The following is a 15,418-nucleotide window of genomic DNA, read 5'->3' on the forward strand; positions in this document are numbered from 1 at the left end:
GATCGCAGAATGTCAGCTTGTGTTCATCGATCGATGAATCTTGCAGCGAACCCAAATCGTTTGTTCTACATTAGGAGTGAAATCGATGAAATCTCTAGTAATCTTGATCAGCAGCTTAAGCCTACTGACTCTCGGTGCTTGCAGTGGTAGTAACCAAACTGCTAAAACTGAGAGTGCAGCTAAACCGACCGAAGCTGCCTCTACGACTCAAGCTGCATCAACGAGCAAAGAATCGCACAAAGAAGGCGATGGGCACGATCACAAAGGCGGACAAGTCGTTGAAGTTGGCGACTATCATTTAGAATTTGCCACCCACAAAGCAGACAATGGAACTAGCCTTGATCTGCTTCTTCAAAAAGGAGCAGCGCATGAACCTGTAACAGATGCGAAAGTGACGGCACAAGTACAAATGCCGGATGGGACTCAGAAGCCGCTAGAGATGAAATATGATGCGGCAGAGAAAGCATATAAGACTGTGCTTTCGGGTGCAGCCGCAGGAGAGTATCAAGTTGCGATTTTAGCGGATGTCGCAGGCAAGAAAATGAACGGACGATTTAGCTTCAAGCAATAGTTTGAAATTTCGATCGCACTTCAAAACAGACCGTTAGATGGGTTGCATTCACTCGGCGGTCTGTTTTTGATGAAAATTTCACTCGACTTTCATAGCGGTCTGCCAAACTGAAAGTTACGTTGCGATCGCGGATTTTAAGATGATCACCGCCTATAATAATCCACGGCTACAGGCTGAGAGCGCTGATTTAGAGTTTGCGGGTATGAAAATTCTGCTGGTTGAGGATGAATTCGATGTCGGCTCGGCAATTCAACGAACCTTGAAGCAAGAGCAATTTATTGTGGATTGGGTGCAGAATGGCGATGAAGCATGGTACTGTCTCAAACAGTCGCAATACACCCTGGCAATTTTCGACTGGATGCTGCCTGGATTGACCGGAGTAGAACTGTGCAAACGCCTGAGATCGCAACAGAACGCCATGCCGATCTTGATGCTCACGGCTCGCGATCGCTGGGAAGATAAAGTGCTTGGACTCGATGCGGGAGCCGATGATTATCTAATTAAGCCGTTTCGGATGGAAGAGCTATTAGCAAGACTCCGCGCTCTACAGCGTCGAGCACCTCAGTTTCAAACCCAACAGCTTCAGGTTGGCTCTCTTACTTTGGAATATGGCGATCGAACTTTAACTTGTCAATTCCCAGATACATCACCCCGCAGTACTCGGCTTTCTAAAAAGGAATTTCAGCTTCTAGAGTATTTCATGAAGCATCCGAGGCAAGCGATGAGCCGCGATCAAATCTTGAACTATCTCTATGAACTCGATGCGGAGCGGATTAGCAATGTCGTGGCGGCGCAAGTTCGTCTACTGCGACGGCGTTTAGCAGAAATCGACTGTAGCGATTTGATCGAGACAATTCCGGGTGGAAGTTATCGGATCAATCCTCGCTATGCGGAATAAAATACTCGATCGAACTCGGTTACAGCTTGCAGGCTGTTACTCAGCCGTCATGGCGTTACTGCTGGGATTGTCTGGATTAGTCAGCTATCAAGTTTTGGTGCGGGCTTATCTTTACTCCGTCGATCAAGAGCTACAAGGCATTGCGAAAGCATTTCATAAAAATCTGGAGCAATCTTTAACAGAACCTGCAAAGATTCCGCAAAGGTTAGAAGGAATATTCCCTGATTTGTGTCTTGCAAATCGCCCATGTCCTCAGCTAAACGATAGTGTAGATCGCTCAGAGAATGCGCTGGATCAAAAAATTGCTTCAGTTTACCAGAGCAACTATTATTTGCGCTTCGTCAGTCGTTCAGATCAGTTAGTCGCGACAAGTGGACTGCGTTCAGAAGGGTTGCCAGAGACTCCTGGAAAGATCGAATGGCAGACGCTACAAAATCAAGAAGGTGAACGATTTCACCAAATATCGTTGCCGCTACATACGATCGATCGCAAAGTTTGGGGATATTTGCAGGTGGGACGATCGCTGCGAGAAGTCGATCGTCGTCTTGCAGCTCTGCAAAATATGCTGCTGATTGGTTTACCGATCTCAGTTGTGCTAGTGGGACTTTCAAGCTGGTGGCTCTCTGGATTAGCCATGCGCCCGGTGCAACAGTCTTATCAGCAGATGCAGCAATTTACAGCAGATGCGGCGCACGAACTCAGAACCCCGATCACCGCAATTTTAGCCACGATCGATTCAGTTCTCCGAATGCCCACAATCAGCGAAACCGAATCGCGAGAAGCCTTCACAACAGCGGAACGTCAGGTCAGCCGATTTCTAGGAATGGTTAAAGATTTGCTGCTTCTATCTCGTTTAGAACAACACACGTTAACCTTTCAACCCCAAACGCTTTGCCTGAATGATTTGATGTTCGACTTAATCGATGAATTTACAGCCTTGGCAGAAGTATCGAACCTAGCATTGAGCGAGCAAATTCAAACGAACAAACCATTAGAGATTGTTGCAGACGAGGATCAAATTTATCGGTTACTGTCTAATTTGGTGATTAATGCCATTCGATATACGCCGTCGGGAAAAGTTACTTTGAAGCTGTATCAAGAGCGCGATCAAGCTGTGATTCAAGTTCAAGATACCGGAATTGGAATTGCTGCGGAAGATTTACTGCATGTGTTCGATCGCTTTTACCGAGTCGATTCAGATCGATCGCGCAACAGTGGTGGGACAGGTTTAGGACTCGCGATCGCTAAAGCAATCGTAGAGACTCACGACGGAAGCATTCAGGTTCAAAGCCGAATCGGTAGCGGCAGCACCTTCATCGTCCGTCTGCCGCTTAAATCAAGCCGTCCTTTGCCAATCAAACTCAATTTGGTTTGAAGTTGTTCCTACTGTTGAAGCTGCTGAATATAGGACAGCGTTTCTTGGTAGCTTTCTTGATTTCCTTGTTGTTGAAACAGCTTTGCAGCCGTCTGTAAATCTCGTACTGCTGATGCCTTATTTCCAGTTTGAGCATAGAGCAGACCGCGATTCCCATACGCTTCTGCTAAGTTTGAATCCGCTCGAATGGCTGCGGTAAAATCTGCGATCGCGCCATTGACATCTTTGCTCTCAGTTCTTGCTTTTCCTCGGTTATAGAACGCATCTGCATAGTTTGGACGCAATTTAATCGCTTGGGAGAGATCGGCGATCGCTGCTTTCAAATCTCCACGTCCTGCCTGCACTACACCACGAGTATTAAATGCTTCTGGATAGTTGGCTTGCAGTCGAATCGCTTGAGTCAAATCGGCATAGGCATTCTGTAAATCACCGATATCCGATCGCACTTCACCCCGGTTATAAAGTGCTTTTGGATTGTTCGGTTCTAGCTTTACCGCTTGCTCAAAATCTGCGATCGCTCGCTGAGGATTGCCAGAATCGTGCAGTGCTAATCCCCGGTGAAGATACGCATCGCCGTACTTTGGACTCGCTTGAATCGCTTGCGTGTAAAGTGCGATCGCGCCGGACAAGTCGCCTTGCTGAGCGCGTTGCTTGCCCTGATTCACAAGATTGACGCTTTCAGTAGGAGTCGAGTTCTGCGATCGAGCAGATGCCTGACTTACTGGAGCGAGGATACTCACGCCTGCAACTAAGGCAGAGGTCAACATGAACTGATGAATCACACGCATAAGTTTCGCCATTACAACACCAAAATTCTAGAAAGAATCAAGACAATGCGCTGCAATTTCAAAGTTTACTGAGTGAAGTTTTATGAAGTTTGTGAAGTTCAACATCAATACCGTCGCGATTAAAGGATGAATTTGAAACCCATCTAAATGCGTAAGGTCGATTCTGCCTTGGTTCTGAGAGGTGGCAAACAAGTTTACTCACCAACACGTTTTTTCATCGTTCTTTCATTCGCGGAAGTCAAACTGATAGATATGATCCTAAAAGAGGGCAGAACACATGAATCAGTTAATCGCTGCGGCATCAATGTTAGTTGCAACATCTATTGTTTCAGTCGGCGCTGCGATCGCGAATCCGATCACCGTTAGCGGTCAGCCTGCGATCTGGGAGTTCGGTCAGTCCCGAACCATTCAAGCTAAACCAGTGGTTCAACCGACCTCAGATGCTCAAGATTCTAAGCCCCAAGCTGCGGTGGACAAAGGCGAAGTAAAATCGATCGACGTTCAACCGCCTGCTGCTCCTGTTTCCCGATCAAACTCCTGTACTGGCGACGCTGCCTCTGCGACTCCGCCTGTCGTGAACAATCCCCATCATCTCCGCAATGTCGTATGGCGCAATGCGAGGATGGCTTGCACTCGGTAAATTTCTTACCGTTGATCGCAGTTTACGTCCCTGAAGTCCAACTTTAGGGATTTTGTATTTCGTCTCTTCGCTCTAAAGTTTGATCCGCCCAAGACGTAGGATCTTCCAATGGCTCTAGATGAGTAATGATGTGCGTTCCGGGAAGGACTTGCACGATCGATAGTTCAAGTTCCTCACACAAGTCATGACCCTGCTGCACTGTCCAATTTCCAGGGACTAGAACGTGAAAAGAGATAAAGCGACGTGATCCTGCAACCCGCGTTAGTAGAGCATGAAATTGAATGCCGTTTTCTTGATAAGGAATCAGCCGATCCATAATGAGTTGTTGCTCGTGAGCAGGCAGAGATCGATCGAGCAATCCTGATCCGGTTTCACGCAGCAGTTGAAATCCCGCCCAAATAATGTTTGCTGCTACAACCAGCGCAATGATGGGATCGAGAATAAGCCATCCAGTGAACTTTACAACCAAGATCCCGATCACAACTCCCGCAGAAGTCCAAACGTCAGTCAGTAAATGATGGGCATCGGCTCGTAGGGTAATTGATCGCAATCGTCGTCCAGCACGAAGCAGAATAAAAGCAACAGCGCCATTAATCGCAGTTGCCGCCAATGAGAGTGCCAGTCCCAATCCGACTTGCTCGATCGGCTGTGGATCAAACAGTCTTCCCCAAGCTGCGATCGCAATACTTACCGCAGCCACCATAATCAAAGCACTTTCCAACCCGCTCGAAAAATACTCGGCTTTGGAATGCCCAAAAGCGTGTTCAGCATCGGGTGGTTTAGCAGCAAAAGAGAGCGCCCAAAATCCGACCACTGCGGCAATTAGATTAATGCACGATTCCAGCGCATCTGACAGCAACCCGACTGAGCCAGTCAGGAAATAAGCCGATGCTTTCAGCGCGATCGTCACGATTGCAGCGACGATCGACAACACAATGTAGGAGCGGGCAGATTTGACACTCATGCGCGAATTTTATCGTCAAGTTTGCCTGCGAAAATCAGGCTTCTGGCTCATCTAAATGCTCGACCACTTCCCGATATAAATTCACCACATGATGATCCGCCAAACGATAATAGATGTTTCGCCCTTCCCGACGATAATTCACCAGTCGCATCGCTCTCAGCGCTCTTAGCTGATGTGAAACCGCCGATTCTCCCATCTTTACGACCACTGCCAAATCACAGACGCAGAGTTCCTGTAAAGCCAAAGCCGATAGGATTCGGAGTCGATTCGGGTCTGCTAGCACAGTAAAGAATTCTGCCATACGCTGTGCCTGTGAAGTAGACAACACAGCTTGTTGTACCTGACGCACATTCTCTAAATGCACCAAATGAGTTTCACAACTCGGCGCATCGATCTTTTGAGAACGCGGCTGTTTAGGAGAGTTAGACTTGCTCATAGATTGAGGCAATAAGACTAGAATCACAGATTGAATCTTCAGTATACGCAAGGAATGGGAATCATTCTTATCGATGAGCAGTCGTTCAAATGACGATCGGTATTCTGGAGTCATAATTTCGCGATCGCTGACCATACACAAATATTCTTGGCGTTTCAAGATGTCCTCAAACTACTTTCCATCCTCAGCAAGATGTGAATCAAATGCAGGAGTTCTAAGCTACGTCGCTTGCCATATGAAGATTGTAATGAAAGACCCAAAAATCGCTCGACAGCGTGAACATCAAGCGAACGAACGTACCTTTCTCGCGTGGCTTCGCACCTCGATTGCTCTAATTGGCTTCGGGTTTGCGCTAGCTCGATTTGGGCTTTTTCTCACCCAATTGAACCTGAGCCTGACGCAACGGAATGCCCCCCTGCATTCCTTGTTCAATTCGCAAAATCTGGGGCTAAGTTTGGTAGTTTTGGGAATTGTGACGATCGCGCTTGCGGCTTGGCGATACAATCAGGTCTTTTGGCAGATTGAGCGCGGCGATTATCGTCCAGATCGATCGCTTGTATGGATCATGACTGGAGCCGTAATTTTACTAGGAGGCTTGAGCATTCCATTAATTTTATGGCGCGATCGAGAATCGACTCCAACTCCTCAAAAGCAGCTAAACCGTCAAATATCTCGAAATTTGAGCCGAAATTGCTACTGTGCATCACGACATCTCTAGTAGGGCATCAGAATTCTTTAGGATAAGAATTTTCAGCGTCCGATTCCGACCTATGCTGAGGAATACAAATCCCCTAGGGGGTATTCTTATGCCTCATGCCCAACAGCAAAAAGTGGTGAATCGTTTGGCTCGGATCAAAGGACATATTGAGGGTATTCAGGAAATAATCGAAGCAAGATAGCTCCTGCCCAGATGTGGTGCTGCAAATGGTTGCGGTACGTTCTGCGCTCAATAAAGTGGCTCAAATTGTCCTGCTCGATCACATCGAACACTGCTTGATTGAGGCATCTGAGATGGGTGAGTTTGAGGGAAAACTGAAAAACTTTGCGAAAGCGTTAGACTTGCTAATTTAGTAAAGACAGTATGAGAAGCATTTGCGTTCTATCGCTGATTTGGAAATTTTCATCGGTTTTTCATTCGAGGTCGCTAGTCTAGGATTGGTGCAGCTTCTACAACAGATTTCAGACAGCTTTACTCTCTCTAACGAACCGTTCAATATGTATGATTGGCAACTTTCACCTCAACGATCGCTGAACGCAAGTACTGATCTGAATCGGTGCAATGCAAAAGCGAAACTTATCACCTTCAAGCCAATTTCACTGCATGAGCCTGCGTTTCTGTTGATCGAGGTGCAAGATTTTCAAGGGAAAGCGATCAAGCGATTTGATCAAGTGCGAGAACAGCAAATGCGCTTGATTGTCGTTAGTGACGATCTGCATACGTTTGAAAGCTTATACCCAAACTATCAGGGCAATGGGCGGTTTACAGTTGAAGCCATCTTTTTCAAACCCGGAAGCTACACGCTCTTCAGTTGCTATCAACCTTCTGGACAACAGAAAGTTATTTCGTCGCTCAAGTTGACTGTTCCTGGCTTTATCTCTTCTCCTCCTGCTGTCAGATTGGGTGCAACTCAGGTGATTAACAATACAAAAATTCAGCTTTGCTTGCCGCAGCCGATTACACAGTTTGGGGAGGAAATGACAATCGTATTTGATTTGCAAGATCCAACGATTCATTCCAACCGAAGATCAAAACTGAATAGAGGGTGGGGAAATTTGGTGATTGTAAAACGCTCTTCCAATCTGAATGGTGTTGCTTACATTCCCGCTCAGCTTAGTCCAGGCGCGACAGTATATCAGCTAAAATTTGCGACGCGCCTTCTTCAACCAGGTCTTTACAAGCTTTGGCTAGAATTTGAGCGCGGTCAGGAAATCCTGCTGGCTGACTTTTGGCTGAATCTTGATGCTCCAAAGTCTTGCTATCATTAAGCGTTTTGAGAAATACCGCTTCAAACCTCTCCCTGTCAGTAGTAGTTACTAGAAAGCAAGACAGATTGAAGAAATCAAGCCAATCTCTTTCTTGTCTAATAATGAGCTAAGTCTAACTGCTCTTCAATCCAATGCAAACAGCACTCTTTAGAAGAGTAAATCTTCGTTCACCTCAGTTGCAAGGTTGCACCGTTGAGTAGTTTCTGGTCGAGGAATCACTAGGCAGATGTAGAGTTGTGTCAGGCATAAGCAGAAAAGTTAAGGTCGGCAGATTGAACCATTGTGAGTCTTGCAATCGATCAAATTCAGTACCAACACTTAAATGAGTAAATCAAGAAAAAATTAGAAAACCAGCAATCGCTTTGCCAAAGTGCAACGTCAACAAAGAATTTTCATGAGAGTGGAAATTTCAAACTGACGACGTTTGTTTGTCCTCTCAAGCAATGACTTGAGAGAAATTTTTCTTGGAGATTGAACTATGAGTCACGCTTCCAACGATTCCCATAGCATTCCAGTTCTTAATCAACAAGTCACATTACCACCGTTCGCTTTTTTCCAGGTTGTGAGAGTGAAGTTAACCGGAGAGATTGCCACGATTGTGGGCATGAAGTACGGCTCTGATAGTCAGCAACCTGAAGATCAGAATGAAGAATGGCTTTACCTGCTAGATGGCTTGACACAATTAACTTCTATCTGGTGGAAATCTAATCAGTTTCGCAGTCTCGATCGTCGTTAGTGCTTCTCATTGTATTTCCTTGAGCATCTGACTCAGGGAAATACTGCTTCTACAAAGTTGTTGAGCATCAGCGGCAATGCATGAATCAAGATTTCTCCCAACCATTGGCGGCTAGTCAATTTAGTGAAGTAGAGCAGTTGTTGAACTACATTGAGCAGACCGCGATCGATTCAGAAAGTACTCCGATCGCTCCTGATGAAGTTGAGATCGTTACTAATCTCGTCATTCAGCGCTTGGTATTACAGCACCCTTGCCTTGATCAAACCATTCAAGAAGATTTGCTGTTCTCGCCCCTGCAATCGTTATGGAAGGGTTCCGCCTTTGGGGGTTCTTCTCCGTTCTAAGCCTTTTTCTCCCCTCCCTCCTCGCGCAAACAACTCTAATACCTTCGTAATGCGCGTAGTTTAAGATTCGTTGTCCATGACTGATGTAGTTGATTCGCTGGCAGATTGAGGGAGGTCAGACACATCCCTTCAGCATGTACCTTTGAGAACTGCCACCAAGCAGTTGCTATTTTTTCTAGCAGCATATTGAGAGAAGCGCTCGTCATACGAGGGCTATTTGGTTTGACTGTTACTTTCAGCGCACATTCAAGCAATTGCTCTGATATTTCTTTATCGGTTTGCAAGGACTGCGTTTGAATGCTCGCTGATTTTGCGATCGCAATTAACTCCGCCTCCAATTTCGCTCTCAATTCTTCATCGGCTGTGTTGGCAGCATGATCACAAACGACTCTCAGCACCAAGAATGCCTTTGTTGATTGGGCTTCATAGAGCTTGACAAAATTGATTTTCTGCGCCAACTGGCTCAGTTTCTCTGCACAGTCAGCATAAATTGGTAAATCTCCAACAATGCAAATGAGCAACGACCATTGATTCTCGGAAGTTGGTTCTGTTTCTAGCGCCTCAATCGCAGTTTCTACCACCGCCTTCAGATAGTCAGAAGATCTCTGCTTGGCGAGATCTTCCCCCAATATAAGTGCTAAGTCTCTCTGATGACTCTTACCCCACAATACGCCTAAATTATCTTGTGCCAGTGCATTGTCATCATGCCAGAGCGATACGCTCAGAAATCTTTGATCTTCTACCATTTTTGTCGCAAAACTGGTTAACGCTTGAGCAACACCAATTGCTTCTAGTACACTTTGCTCACAGTCTTGAAAAAGAGCAGTCATTCCCCCGACGATGAAACGGACTTGATTCAGTCGCCGAGGAGAAAGCATATCATTCCACACTTCAGCGTCACGATCGAGAATTTCTGCACTGATCTGACTGATCTGATTCAGTTCATTCAGCCCACGAATGAAAGCTTCTACATCTACATCAGGCTCATAGAGTAGGTTATGCAACTTGCTACTATGCGCCCAAGTGATTGCTAATCGGATCGACGGTGACCATTGCCGAGCTTCAAGCCAGTAGCTAAACTCTTTGTCAACGAGATGCAGAATTGTCTGGAACAACTGAAACTGGAGTTGTCCGTCCTTGCTCAGAAGCGCATTGAAGATCTGTTGAGCGAGTGAGATTAAGCCTGGAGAGGATACAGCAAGATTCAACAAGTGCAGTTGGCAAACTGGCGAGGTTAGTTTGTCAACTAATCTTTTCAGAAGCTGTTCTCTCTCATCAAATGGTAAGCTGAGAAAAGCTTCTTTGAGTTGCGATGGTAGTTTTGTTGGAAAGCAGGAAAATCGCTCTAAGCAAGTCTCCAGATCATTTACGGCTAACATTGATATTGCAGCGGATTCAAGACCCTCGCTGAAGCTGCTCGATTTCGGTAACTGTTGCGCTAAATGGAAATGCCGCAGTAATCCAGCGCCGGAGGTAGGAATCAACTCTTCAATTGTAAACTCCTGATCCTGATAAATTTTCTGCTGAAATGCTTCATAGAAGCATCTTGCTGATTCTCTTCGCCACTGATTTGCCTGATCGAATCGGCTTTGTAAATCGATTGTGGAGACGATCGCTACAACCGCGTTTTCATAAGTTGTGCGATCGCAATCAAACCAGGCTGAATTTTCTCGTAGTAGCCGCTCACGCATTTTAGGATTTGCAGATGCAAGTCCCATAACATCGTCTCGTACTGCAAACGTATGTGCAGTTTTCAGATTTGTGAAATGCAGTTGAGTCACTGTATCACTTGGATGTACTGCTTGTACTCGATAGGTTAACTCAGAATTTGAAGCTTTAAGTTCTGCCTCCTGACCATTCATGACAGTTGAGATCGCGTTGAGGAATTCAGATGCTGAAAAGATAGGACAGTGATCGGGATCAAATTGACCCAGATTAACTGCTTCAATGATTTCAATCTGGAAATAAGTAGCTAGTTCGGGTTCAGCATTTAGCTCATTCCTCAAAGCAACAGGGAGATCTCGATAAAATCGCTCCAACATCAGCCGATAGAGATATGACTGTTGTTCATTCAAACTCTCGTCCCGACTGAGGTGAAGAATCGTTTCGCAAATCAGACGTGCGATCGCAGGAATCATTTCTGGATTTGCTCTAAATCGCCGCTCAATGACCCGACGTTCTAGCCAGTCAAAATAAGCTCGACGACGATGAGATACAAAATGGCGATTTTGCTCATCGATTCGCCATAGCCCTAATCCGCGACAGTAAAGCATCCGAATATCATCACTCAGCACTTCAAGTCCATCTTGATCAATATCTGGTTCAGGCAATAAATGTCGAACTCCAAACATCCCGGTATACAGGTTGAAAAGAATCCAATCTGAGTAAGCTGCTGCGGTTTTTATGGATCGTTGCTCATCTGCCCAGATTGCACTCAATGTCTCCAATGTCGCTCGAACAAATCCAGAAACAAACGGGAATTCTCCATCAGAGTGGATAACATTCTGAGCCTCGGATGGGCGCTGCAAGCGATGCGAATCCAGCAAACAAGCAGCCATGTAGCGGCGCAAGATAGCCAAATCTTCAGTTTCTTGTAGTTTGCCGTTGTCCTTTACCTGAGCTTGCTTGAGGTGATATAGAATTTCTTGGCTTGTAATCGGAACATAGCGAGCATTACTTTTCCGGAGTTGCAAGATTTTTTCATAGTATTCTGCCTCACTCAAGTCTTGATGAACTCGGAGCATCTCTAAAATCTCCAAGATTCCAATAATAGGAACTCCATGTTCTTGATACGGATACTGGTTGAAAAAGCGATCGTCAATCCAGAGCAAATCATTCTCTTGAGGCTGATAGTTCAAGAGATCATGAGCCGTCAAGCCGCTTGCACCCCAAGACTGGCGTGCTTCGGACGCTTCATCTGCATGATGAGATAACACAGAAATCATCTCATATTGACCTTGCACCAATCCATCTGAGATTCGCTGCATTAATTCTCGTATCCATTGAACCATCTCAGTTGCCGCCTCATTTCCATCAACCGCAGCTTGAGCCTCATCAATGCACTGTCCTACGACAAAAACCCGGAAATGACGGCACAATTTTGCAAGAAGATCTGAGCCAGCTAACGATCTGATTAACTCTGAATTTACAAACAATGCGTCGTTTCGGATTGGGCGTTGAGAAACGGGCACACGACTTAGATCAGGTAGATTTTCAACGGCAGAATCATAGGCAGCTTGGGACAGGCTTCCCTCTTCTCTAAGAACTTCGATTACTGCTCGGCAGTTGATCAGGCGCTGCTGATCGCTTCCTTCTAAAACTATAGGCTGAAAAGTTTCATCCTCGTCAAAGCGTTCAAGTGGTAAAAACTCAACTACAAATCCGTTTTCACGGCGAGCTTGCTGTAACAAAATCGCGGTCTGTTTATTCAAGTGTTCGAGTAGAGACTCAGAATCTAGAGTTAGTGACGATGGAAGCTGCTGTAGTTGCTTTGCTTTGTGAAGGCGTAGAATTTCACGACAGCTTGCTAACTGAGAGGGCTGTTGAATTGTGAAGTATTCAGATTCTTGGAGGAGTGCTGTTGGCAATGCAGGCGAGATTCGGATTGGATGAAACCGACGCTCAAGAACATCTAAAATTCCTAAGTGGGCAGCAACTAGAAGCGCAGAGATATCTAGATGCAGTCGCCGCTGAAGTGTCGATTCTAAAGTGATTTTGGGAAAAAGCCGAGCACCATGACGAATGAAAATCGGAGCTTGAAATAGCGGATTTGGCTCAGATGCGTTGGCATTGAGAAGAGAATGAAAAATGCCTGACAATGATATATTACGAGACTGAGCGATCAAATGAATGGGAATCTCCGCTGCATCGTACTGTGAGTTCATTGCTTCAGCGCTAGCAATCGACTCTTGTTCTCGCTTCAGAAGCTCAGAAACTGAAACTATTTGAAATGGACCTTGCCCAGTTAAAGCAAGAGTCTGTGCCCGATGAATAAAAGGTCGAAGTTCTCGATCGAGTCCGAGATTGTAGCCCAAGGTAATCACTTCACGTAAAAGATTGTTGTCAATGTCCCCTACTACTGCTCGTTGCCATAAACGACGGGCTAGATGGAAATCTTCAATGAGCAAGCATCTGGCAGCTCGCAATAAAACACCTGGAGAAACTTTCTCATTTCTGAGCAAGCGAGTCGCAGTTTGAGCAATCCCTTGAAGATCACCGTGATCAATTTGGAGATTCAGAATGACAGCAAGATTCTCGGCGGTTTCCTGTAAAGAAACTAACTCACTCGCGTCTGCGATCGCTTGAGGGAGCAAGCCTAATCGTGCTTGACACTGTGTTTTCAAACGGCGTAAGTCGGGTGGCAAGACCCGGTGCGGGAAAAGATGAAGGTAATGATTAAGCAACTGATAGCACTGTTCTGCACGATCAACTTGCCAAGCAGCAAATGCAGCGAGGCTAAGTGCATCTGCTGTTGCAATCGACTCCACGAGTACGTCTGCGCGTTCAGCAATATAACGCCAGTTCTTCAATTTAGCTTGAAGTTGACACGCTTCGTATAGATACTGATAGTTAGCACTTTCTTGCCAACAAATCTCAAGGAATTCAGCAAGCGGTTGCCAGTCATTCTGGAGGCGTGCTCTCTCGTAGAATACTGCGGTTTGAAGGTTGCGTCGAACTTCAGGACGACTGAATGTAGCAATGATTTCGAGGGCTTGCTCAAAATCGCTATTCGCAGATAAAGCTTGTACATACCAGAATTGCCAGAGTTCAGAATGGTTTGTACGCTCAAATACGTCCTGTTTTACCTTGAGTAAATCTAGCGCAAGCTGGGGAGAATTGAACTGTATGTAAAGACCGAGTAGCGTAATCATGCGCTCTAGATCTTGGCTACCTGCTTGAATCAAGGCTTCCAAAGCCTGCTGACTAGAAGCCGTATCAATTTCGTATCGACGCACCATGCCCCACGCGATCGCTTGAGGATGCGTGGGGTCTTTTGCTAACAAAGTTTGGCACAGTGTTTGAGCTTCTGCTTGATACTCTGGATCATTTGCTAGAGCGGCAAGATGCCAAATCTCCCAATAATCACGTTGCGGATCGCCTCGTTCAGTTTCTGCTGCAAGCTGGCTAAAGTCGGCTGCTGCCATACGTAATCTTCTCAGGCTTTCATCATCACGTTTTACCAAACACCATTCAACTGGTAAGGGGCGATCAATCAGTCTTGGAACAACGGATGGAGAAAGCGCACTGAAATAATTAATTGTCGCCTCTGCGGCTCGAATTTTCTCCCATTTAGGGTTGTCATATCGAGCCTGTTGAATTTTGACTTGTGCCCCTGAAATATCTCCTTGATCTAAGAGAGCAAGTGCATGAATTCGATGAGTCTCTGAATTTGCTTCAAAGACTTGAGCCAAAGCCTCTAGCTGTGAAAAGACTTCACTAAGCTGTCCTAATTCTAGGTACAAGCCTAGCTTTAAGTTACATAGATCAAGCGTTGATGGATTTTCAAGCAGTGCTAAAGCAGCTTCAGCACCTTCGAGATGGTACTGAATTAAAACTTGAATGATTGAAGTCTCTGATCCAGGTTCAAGCGCCTGAGCTTGGTTTGCTAATTCTTGAGCTTTTGTTACATTCTGCTCGACACCGAGGGCATAACCCGCGAGAGACTGTAGAATCTGCGCTTGGAGCGCTTTGTCAAAGACATTCCAATGTTCATCAGCACGTAGCGTATTCAGGATAGAAGACGCTTCTTGAAATTTTCCCTGTCGATAAAGCTCACGGTACTCTTCAAGTTGCCGTGCTTTTGTTTTGGATAACTCAGATGAAAGCTGCTCAACTTTGGAGGTCAAGATCCCAATTGTGAAGTCTATTCCCCTAGATTCGATGGAAGAAAGCAACGTTGGCTGTTGAATACGTTGCAAAGGAGACTGAAATCGAGGATTTCGGATAAAGGGCGCTGTTTTCTGAATTCTTGCCCCCGATAAGGTTGCTCTCTGAACCTGCTGAGTCTCTTTAAAGTGTTGATTAATCTTCTGGATCAGCTGATCAATCGATAAAAATTCTTCAGTACTGCCAGTCTCAACCTGCATCGCGAGTGCAAATGCCTCAACAAAAGCACCATCTCCAGCCTGAGTGTCAGTACTCGTAGCAATGATCCAAACACCACTCTCCGTAGAATTGCAATTCTTCAACCGATTGAGCGTGTCAAAGGCTTGTTGCTGACCGATCGCACCATAACAAACATCTAGAATCAGCAAGACATTTTGAGGATAGTCATTATCTCCTTGAAATAAGCTCTCGATCAGAGAACGAGTTGCGATCGCGGTATTGGCTAAACTATTCTCACGGGATTCGACTGTAAACAGGTAGTGATCGCCAAATCGTCCTCCCTCATCTCCATGCCCTGCATAGTAGAGAATGACGCAATCTGAAGCCCTTCGATCAGGGCTGGAGAACCAATTACTTAATGCATTTTTGATTTCACTGGATGTTGCACCGATAGGTATCACATCGACTAATGCGCTCTGATACCCCTGCTGACGATTTGCAAAGAGTGCCAGAACCTTTGCGAGATCAGACTCAACTCCAGGTAAATGAGAAAGTCCTAAATTCGGGCAGTGAGGAGAGCCGATCACAATAAGATAGCGTCGAGGCTCATCATTTTCAGGAAAATTACTCATCGT

The 15,418-nt window shown here is 45.7% G+C and carries 14 protein-coding genes; 10 read left to right on the forward strand and 4 right to left on the reverse strand.

Translation table 11 applies throughout. From position 1 onward, the window contains the following. The first annotated feature begins 85 nt into the window (after positions 1–85). The 3 genes from J0L70_RS06790 (at position 86) to rppB (ending at position 2,844) form a co-directional block, all read left to right on the forward strand. Positions 86–571, forward strand: a complete 486-nt coding sequence (locus tag J0L70_RS06790) for a copper resistance CopC family protein (RefSeq protein ID WP_287453708.1) — start codon at positions 86–88, stop codon at positions 569–571. 139 nt (positions 572–710) lie between these two features. After that, positions 711–1,469 carry a two-component system response regulator RppA gene (gene rppA, locus J0L70_RS06795; protein ID WP_353736620.1) on the forward strand — a complete coding sequence of 253 codons (759 nt, stop codon included), beginning with the start codon at positions 711–713 and terminating at the stop codon, positions 1,467–1,469. Continuing rightward, complete coding sequence (rppB, locus tag J0L70_RS06800) at positions 1,459–2,844, forward strand: two-component system sensor histidine kinase RppB (RefSeq protein ID WP_287453710.1); 1,386 nt, start codon at positions 1,459–1,461, stop codon at positions 2,842–2,844. The genes rppA and rppB overlap by 11 nt, the downstream gene beginning before the upstream one ends. 8 nt (positions 2,845–2,852) lie before the next feature. Here rppB and J0L70_RS06805 read toward each other — a convergent pair whose 3' ends face one another. After that, positions 2,853–3,644, reverse strand: a complete 792-nt coding sequence (locus tag J0L70_RS06805) for a tetratricopeptide repeat protein (RefSeq protein WP_287453711.1) — start codon at positions 3,642–3,644, stop codon at positions 2,853–2,855. A 265-nt stretch (positions 3,645–3,909) separates the two neighbouring features. On the opposite strand from J0L70_RS06805, the gene J0L70_RS06810 reads away from it, so the two are divergent. Beyond that, a complete protein-coding gene (locus J0L70_RS06810) occupies positions 3,910–4,272 on the forward strand; it encodes a hypothetical protein (protein WP_287453712.1) in 363 nt (120 codons plus the stop codon). 43 nt (positions 4,273–4,315) lie between these two features. Here J0L70_RS06810 and J0L70_RS06815 read toward each other — a convergent pair whose 3' ends face one another. Both J0L70_RS06815 and J0L70_RS06820 read right to left on the reverse strand, forming a co-directional pair. Further along, positions 4,316–5,236 (reverse strand): cation diffusion facilitator family transporter, encoded by a 921-nt coding sequence (locus J0L70_RS06815; RefSeq protein WP_287453714.1) that lies wholly within the window; start codon positions 5,234–5,236, stop codon positions 4,316–4,318. Between the two features lie 34 nt (positions 5,237–5,270). After that, positions 5,271–5,831: an ArsR/SmtB family transcription factor gene (locus tag J0L70_RS06820; protein ID WP_353736621.1), complete on the reverse strand. Its 561-nt coding sequence runs from the start codon at positions 5,829–5,831 to the stop codon at positions 5,271–5,273. Between the two features lie 88 nt (positions 5,832–5,919). Here J0L70_RS06820 and J0L70_RS06825 point away from each other — a divergent pair, with 88 nt between their 5' ends. The 6 genes from J0L70_RS06825 to J0L70_RS06850 all read left to right on the forward strand — a co-directional run bounded on the left by J0L70_RS06825 (position 5,920) and on the right by J0L70_RS06850 (position 8,738). Next, positions 5,920–6,390, forward strand: a complete 471-nt coding sequence (locus J0L70_RS06825) for a YidH family protein (RefSeq protein WP_287453715.1) — start codon at positions 5,920–5,922, stop codon at positions 6,388–6,390. An 88-nt stretch (positions 6,391–6,478) separates the two neighbouring features. Beyond that, a complete protein-coding gene (locus tag J0L70_RS06830; protein ID WP_287453716.1) occupies positions 6,479–6,571 on the forward strand; it encodes a metal-sensing transcriptional repressor in 93 nt (30 codons plus the stop codon). 25 nt (positions 6,572–6,596) lie between these two features. Then, positions 6,597–6,743, forward strand: a complete 147-nt coding sequence (locus J0L70_RS06835) for a metal-sensing transcriptional repressor (protein WP_287453718.1) — start codon at positions 6,597–6,599, stop codon at positions 6,741–6,743. 21 nt (positions 6,744–6,764) lie between these two features. After that, a complete protein-coding gene (locus J0L70_RS06840) occupies positions 6,765–7,658 on the forward strand; it encodes a hypothetical protein (RefSeq protein WP_287453719.1) in 894 nt (297 codons plus the stop codon). Between the two features lie 478 nt (positions 7,659–8,136). Then, on the forward strand, positions 8,137–8,394 hold the full coding sequence (locus J0L70_RS06845; protein WP_287453720.1) for a hypothetical protein: 258 nt from the start codon (positions 8,137–8,139) through the stop codon (positions 8,392–8,394). An 80-nt stretch (positions 8,395–8,474) separates the two neighbouring features. Further along, positions 8,475–8,738, forward strand: coding sequence for a hypothetical protein (locus J0L70_RS06850; RefSeq protein ID WP_287453722.1), 264 nt, complete (start codon positions 8,475–8,477; stop codon positions 8,736–8,738). A gap of 35 nt (positions 8,739–8,773) precedes the next feature. On the opposite strand, the gene J0L70_RS06855 is transcribed toward J0L70_RS06850, so the two are convergent. Beyond that, positions 8,774–15,415 (reverse strand): HTH domain-containing protein, encoded by a 6,642-nt coding sequence (locus tag J0L70_RS06855; RefSeq protein ID WP_287453724.1) that lies wholly within the window; start codon positions 15,413–15,415, stop codon positions 8,774–8,776. Between the last annotated feature and the right edge of the window lie 3 nt (positions 15,416–15,418).

This window comes from Leptolyngbya sp. UWPOB_LEPTO1, from assembly GCF_017302695.1.
Classification (GTDB): Bacteria; Cyanobacteriota; Cyanobacteriia; order Leptolyngbyales; family Leptolyngbyaceae; genus Leptolyngbya; species Leptolyngbya boryana.

Coding starts and splice junctions, on each gene's coding strand:
- J0L70_RS06845 (WP_287453720.1), top strand. CDS start 8,137: ATGAGTCACGCTTCCAACGATTCCCATAGCATTCCAGTTCTTAATCAA.
- J0L70_RS06790 (WP_287453708.1), top strand. CDS start 86: ATGAAATCTCTAGTAATCTTGATCAGCAGCTTAAGCCTACTGACTCTC.
- J0L70_RS06805 (WP_287453711.1), bottom strand. CDS start 3,644: ATGGCGAAACTTATGCGTGTGATTCATCAGTTCATGTTGACCTCTGCC.
- J0L70_RS06855 (WP_287453724.1), bottom strand. CDS start 15,415: ATGAGTAATTTTCCTGAAAATGATGAGCCTCGACGCTATCTTATTGTG.
- rppB (WP_287453710.1), top strand. CDS start 1,459: ATGCGGAATAAAATACTCGATCGAACTCGGTTACAGCTTGCAGGCTGT.
- J0L70_RS06815 (WP_287453714.1), bottom strand. CDS start 5,236: ATGAGTGTCAAATCTGCCCGCTCCTACATTGTGTTGTCGATCGTCGCT.
- J0L70_RS06835 (WP_287453718.1), top strand. CDS start 6,597: ATGGTTGCGGTACGTTCTGCGCTCAATAAAGTGGCTCAAATTGTCCTG.
- J0L70_RS06830 (WP_287453716.1), top strand. CDS start 6,479: ATGCCTCATGCCCAACAGCAAAAAGTGGTGAATCGTTTGGCTCGGATC.
- J0L70_RS06850 (WP_287453722.1), top strand. CDS start 8,475: ATGAATCAAGATTTCTCCCAACCATTGGCGGCTAGTCAATTTAGTGAA.
- rppA (WP_353736620.1), top strand. CDS start 711: ATGATCACCGCCTATAATAATCCACGGCTACAGGCTGAGAGCGCTGAT.
- J0L70_RS06810 (WP_287453712.1), top strand. CDS start 3,910: ATGAATCAGTTAATCGCTGCGGCATCAATGTTAGTTGCAACATCTATT.
- J0L70_RS06825 (WP_287453715.1), top strand. CDS start 5,920: ATGAAAGACCCAAAAATCGCTCGACAGCGTGAACATCAAGCGAACGAA.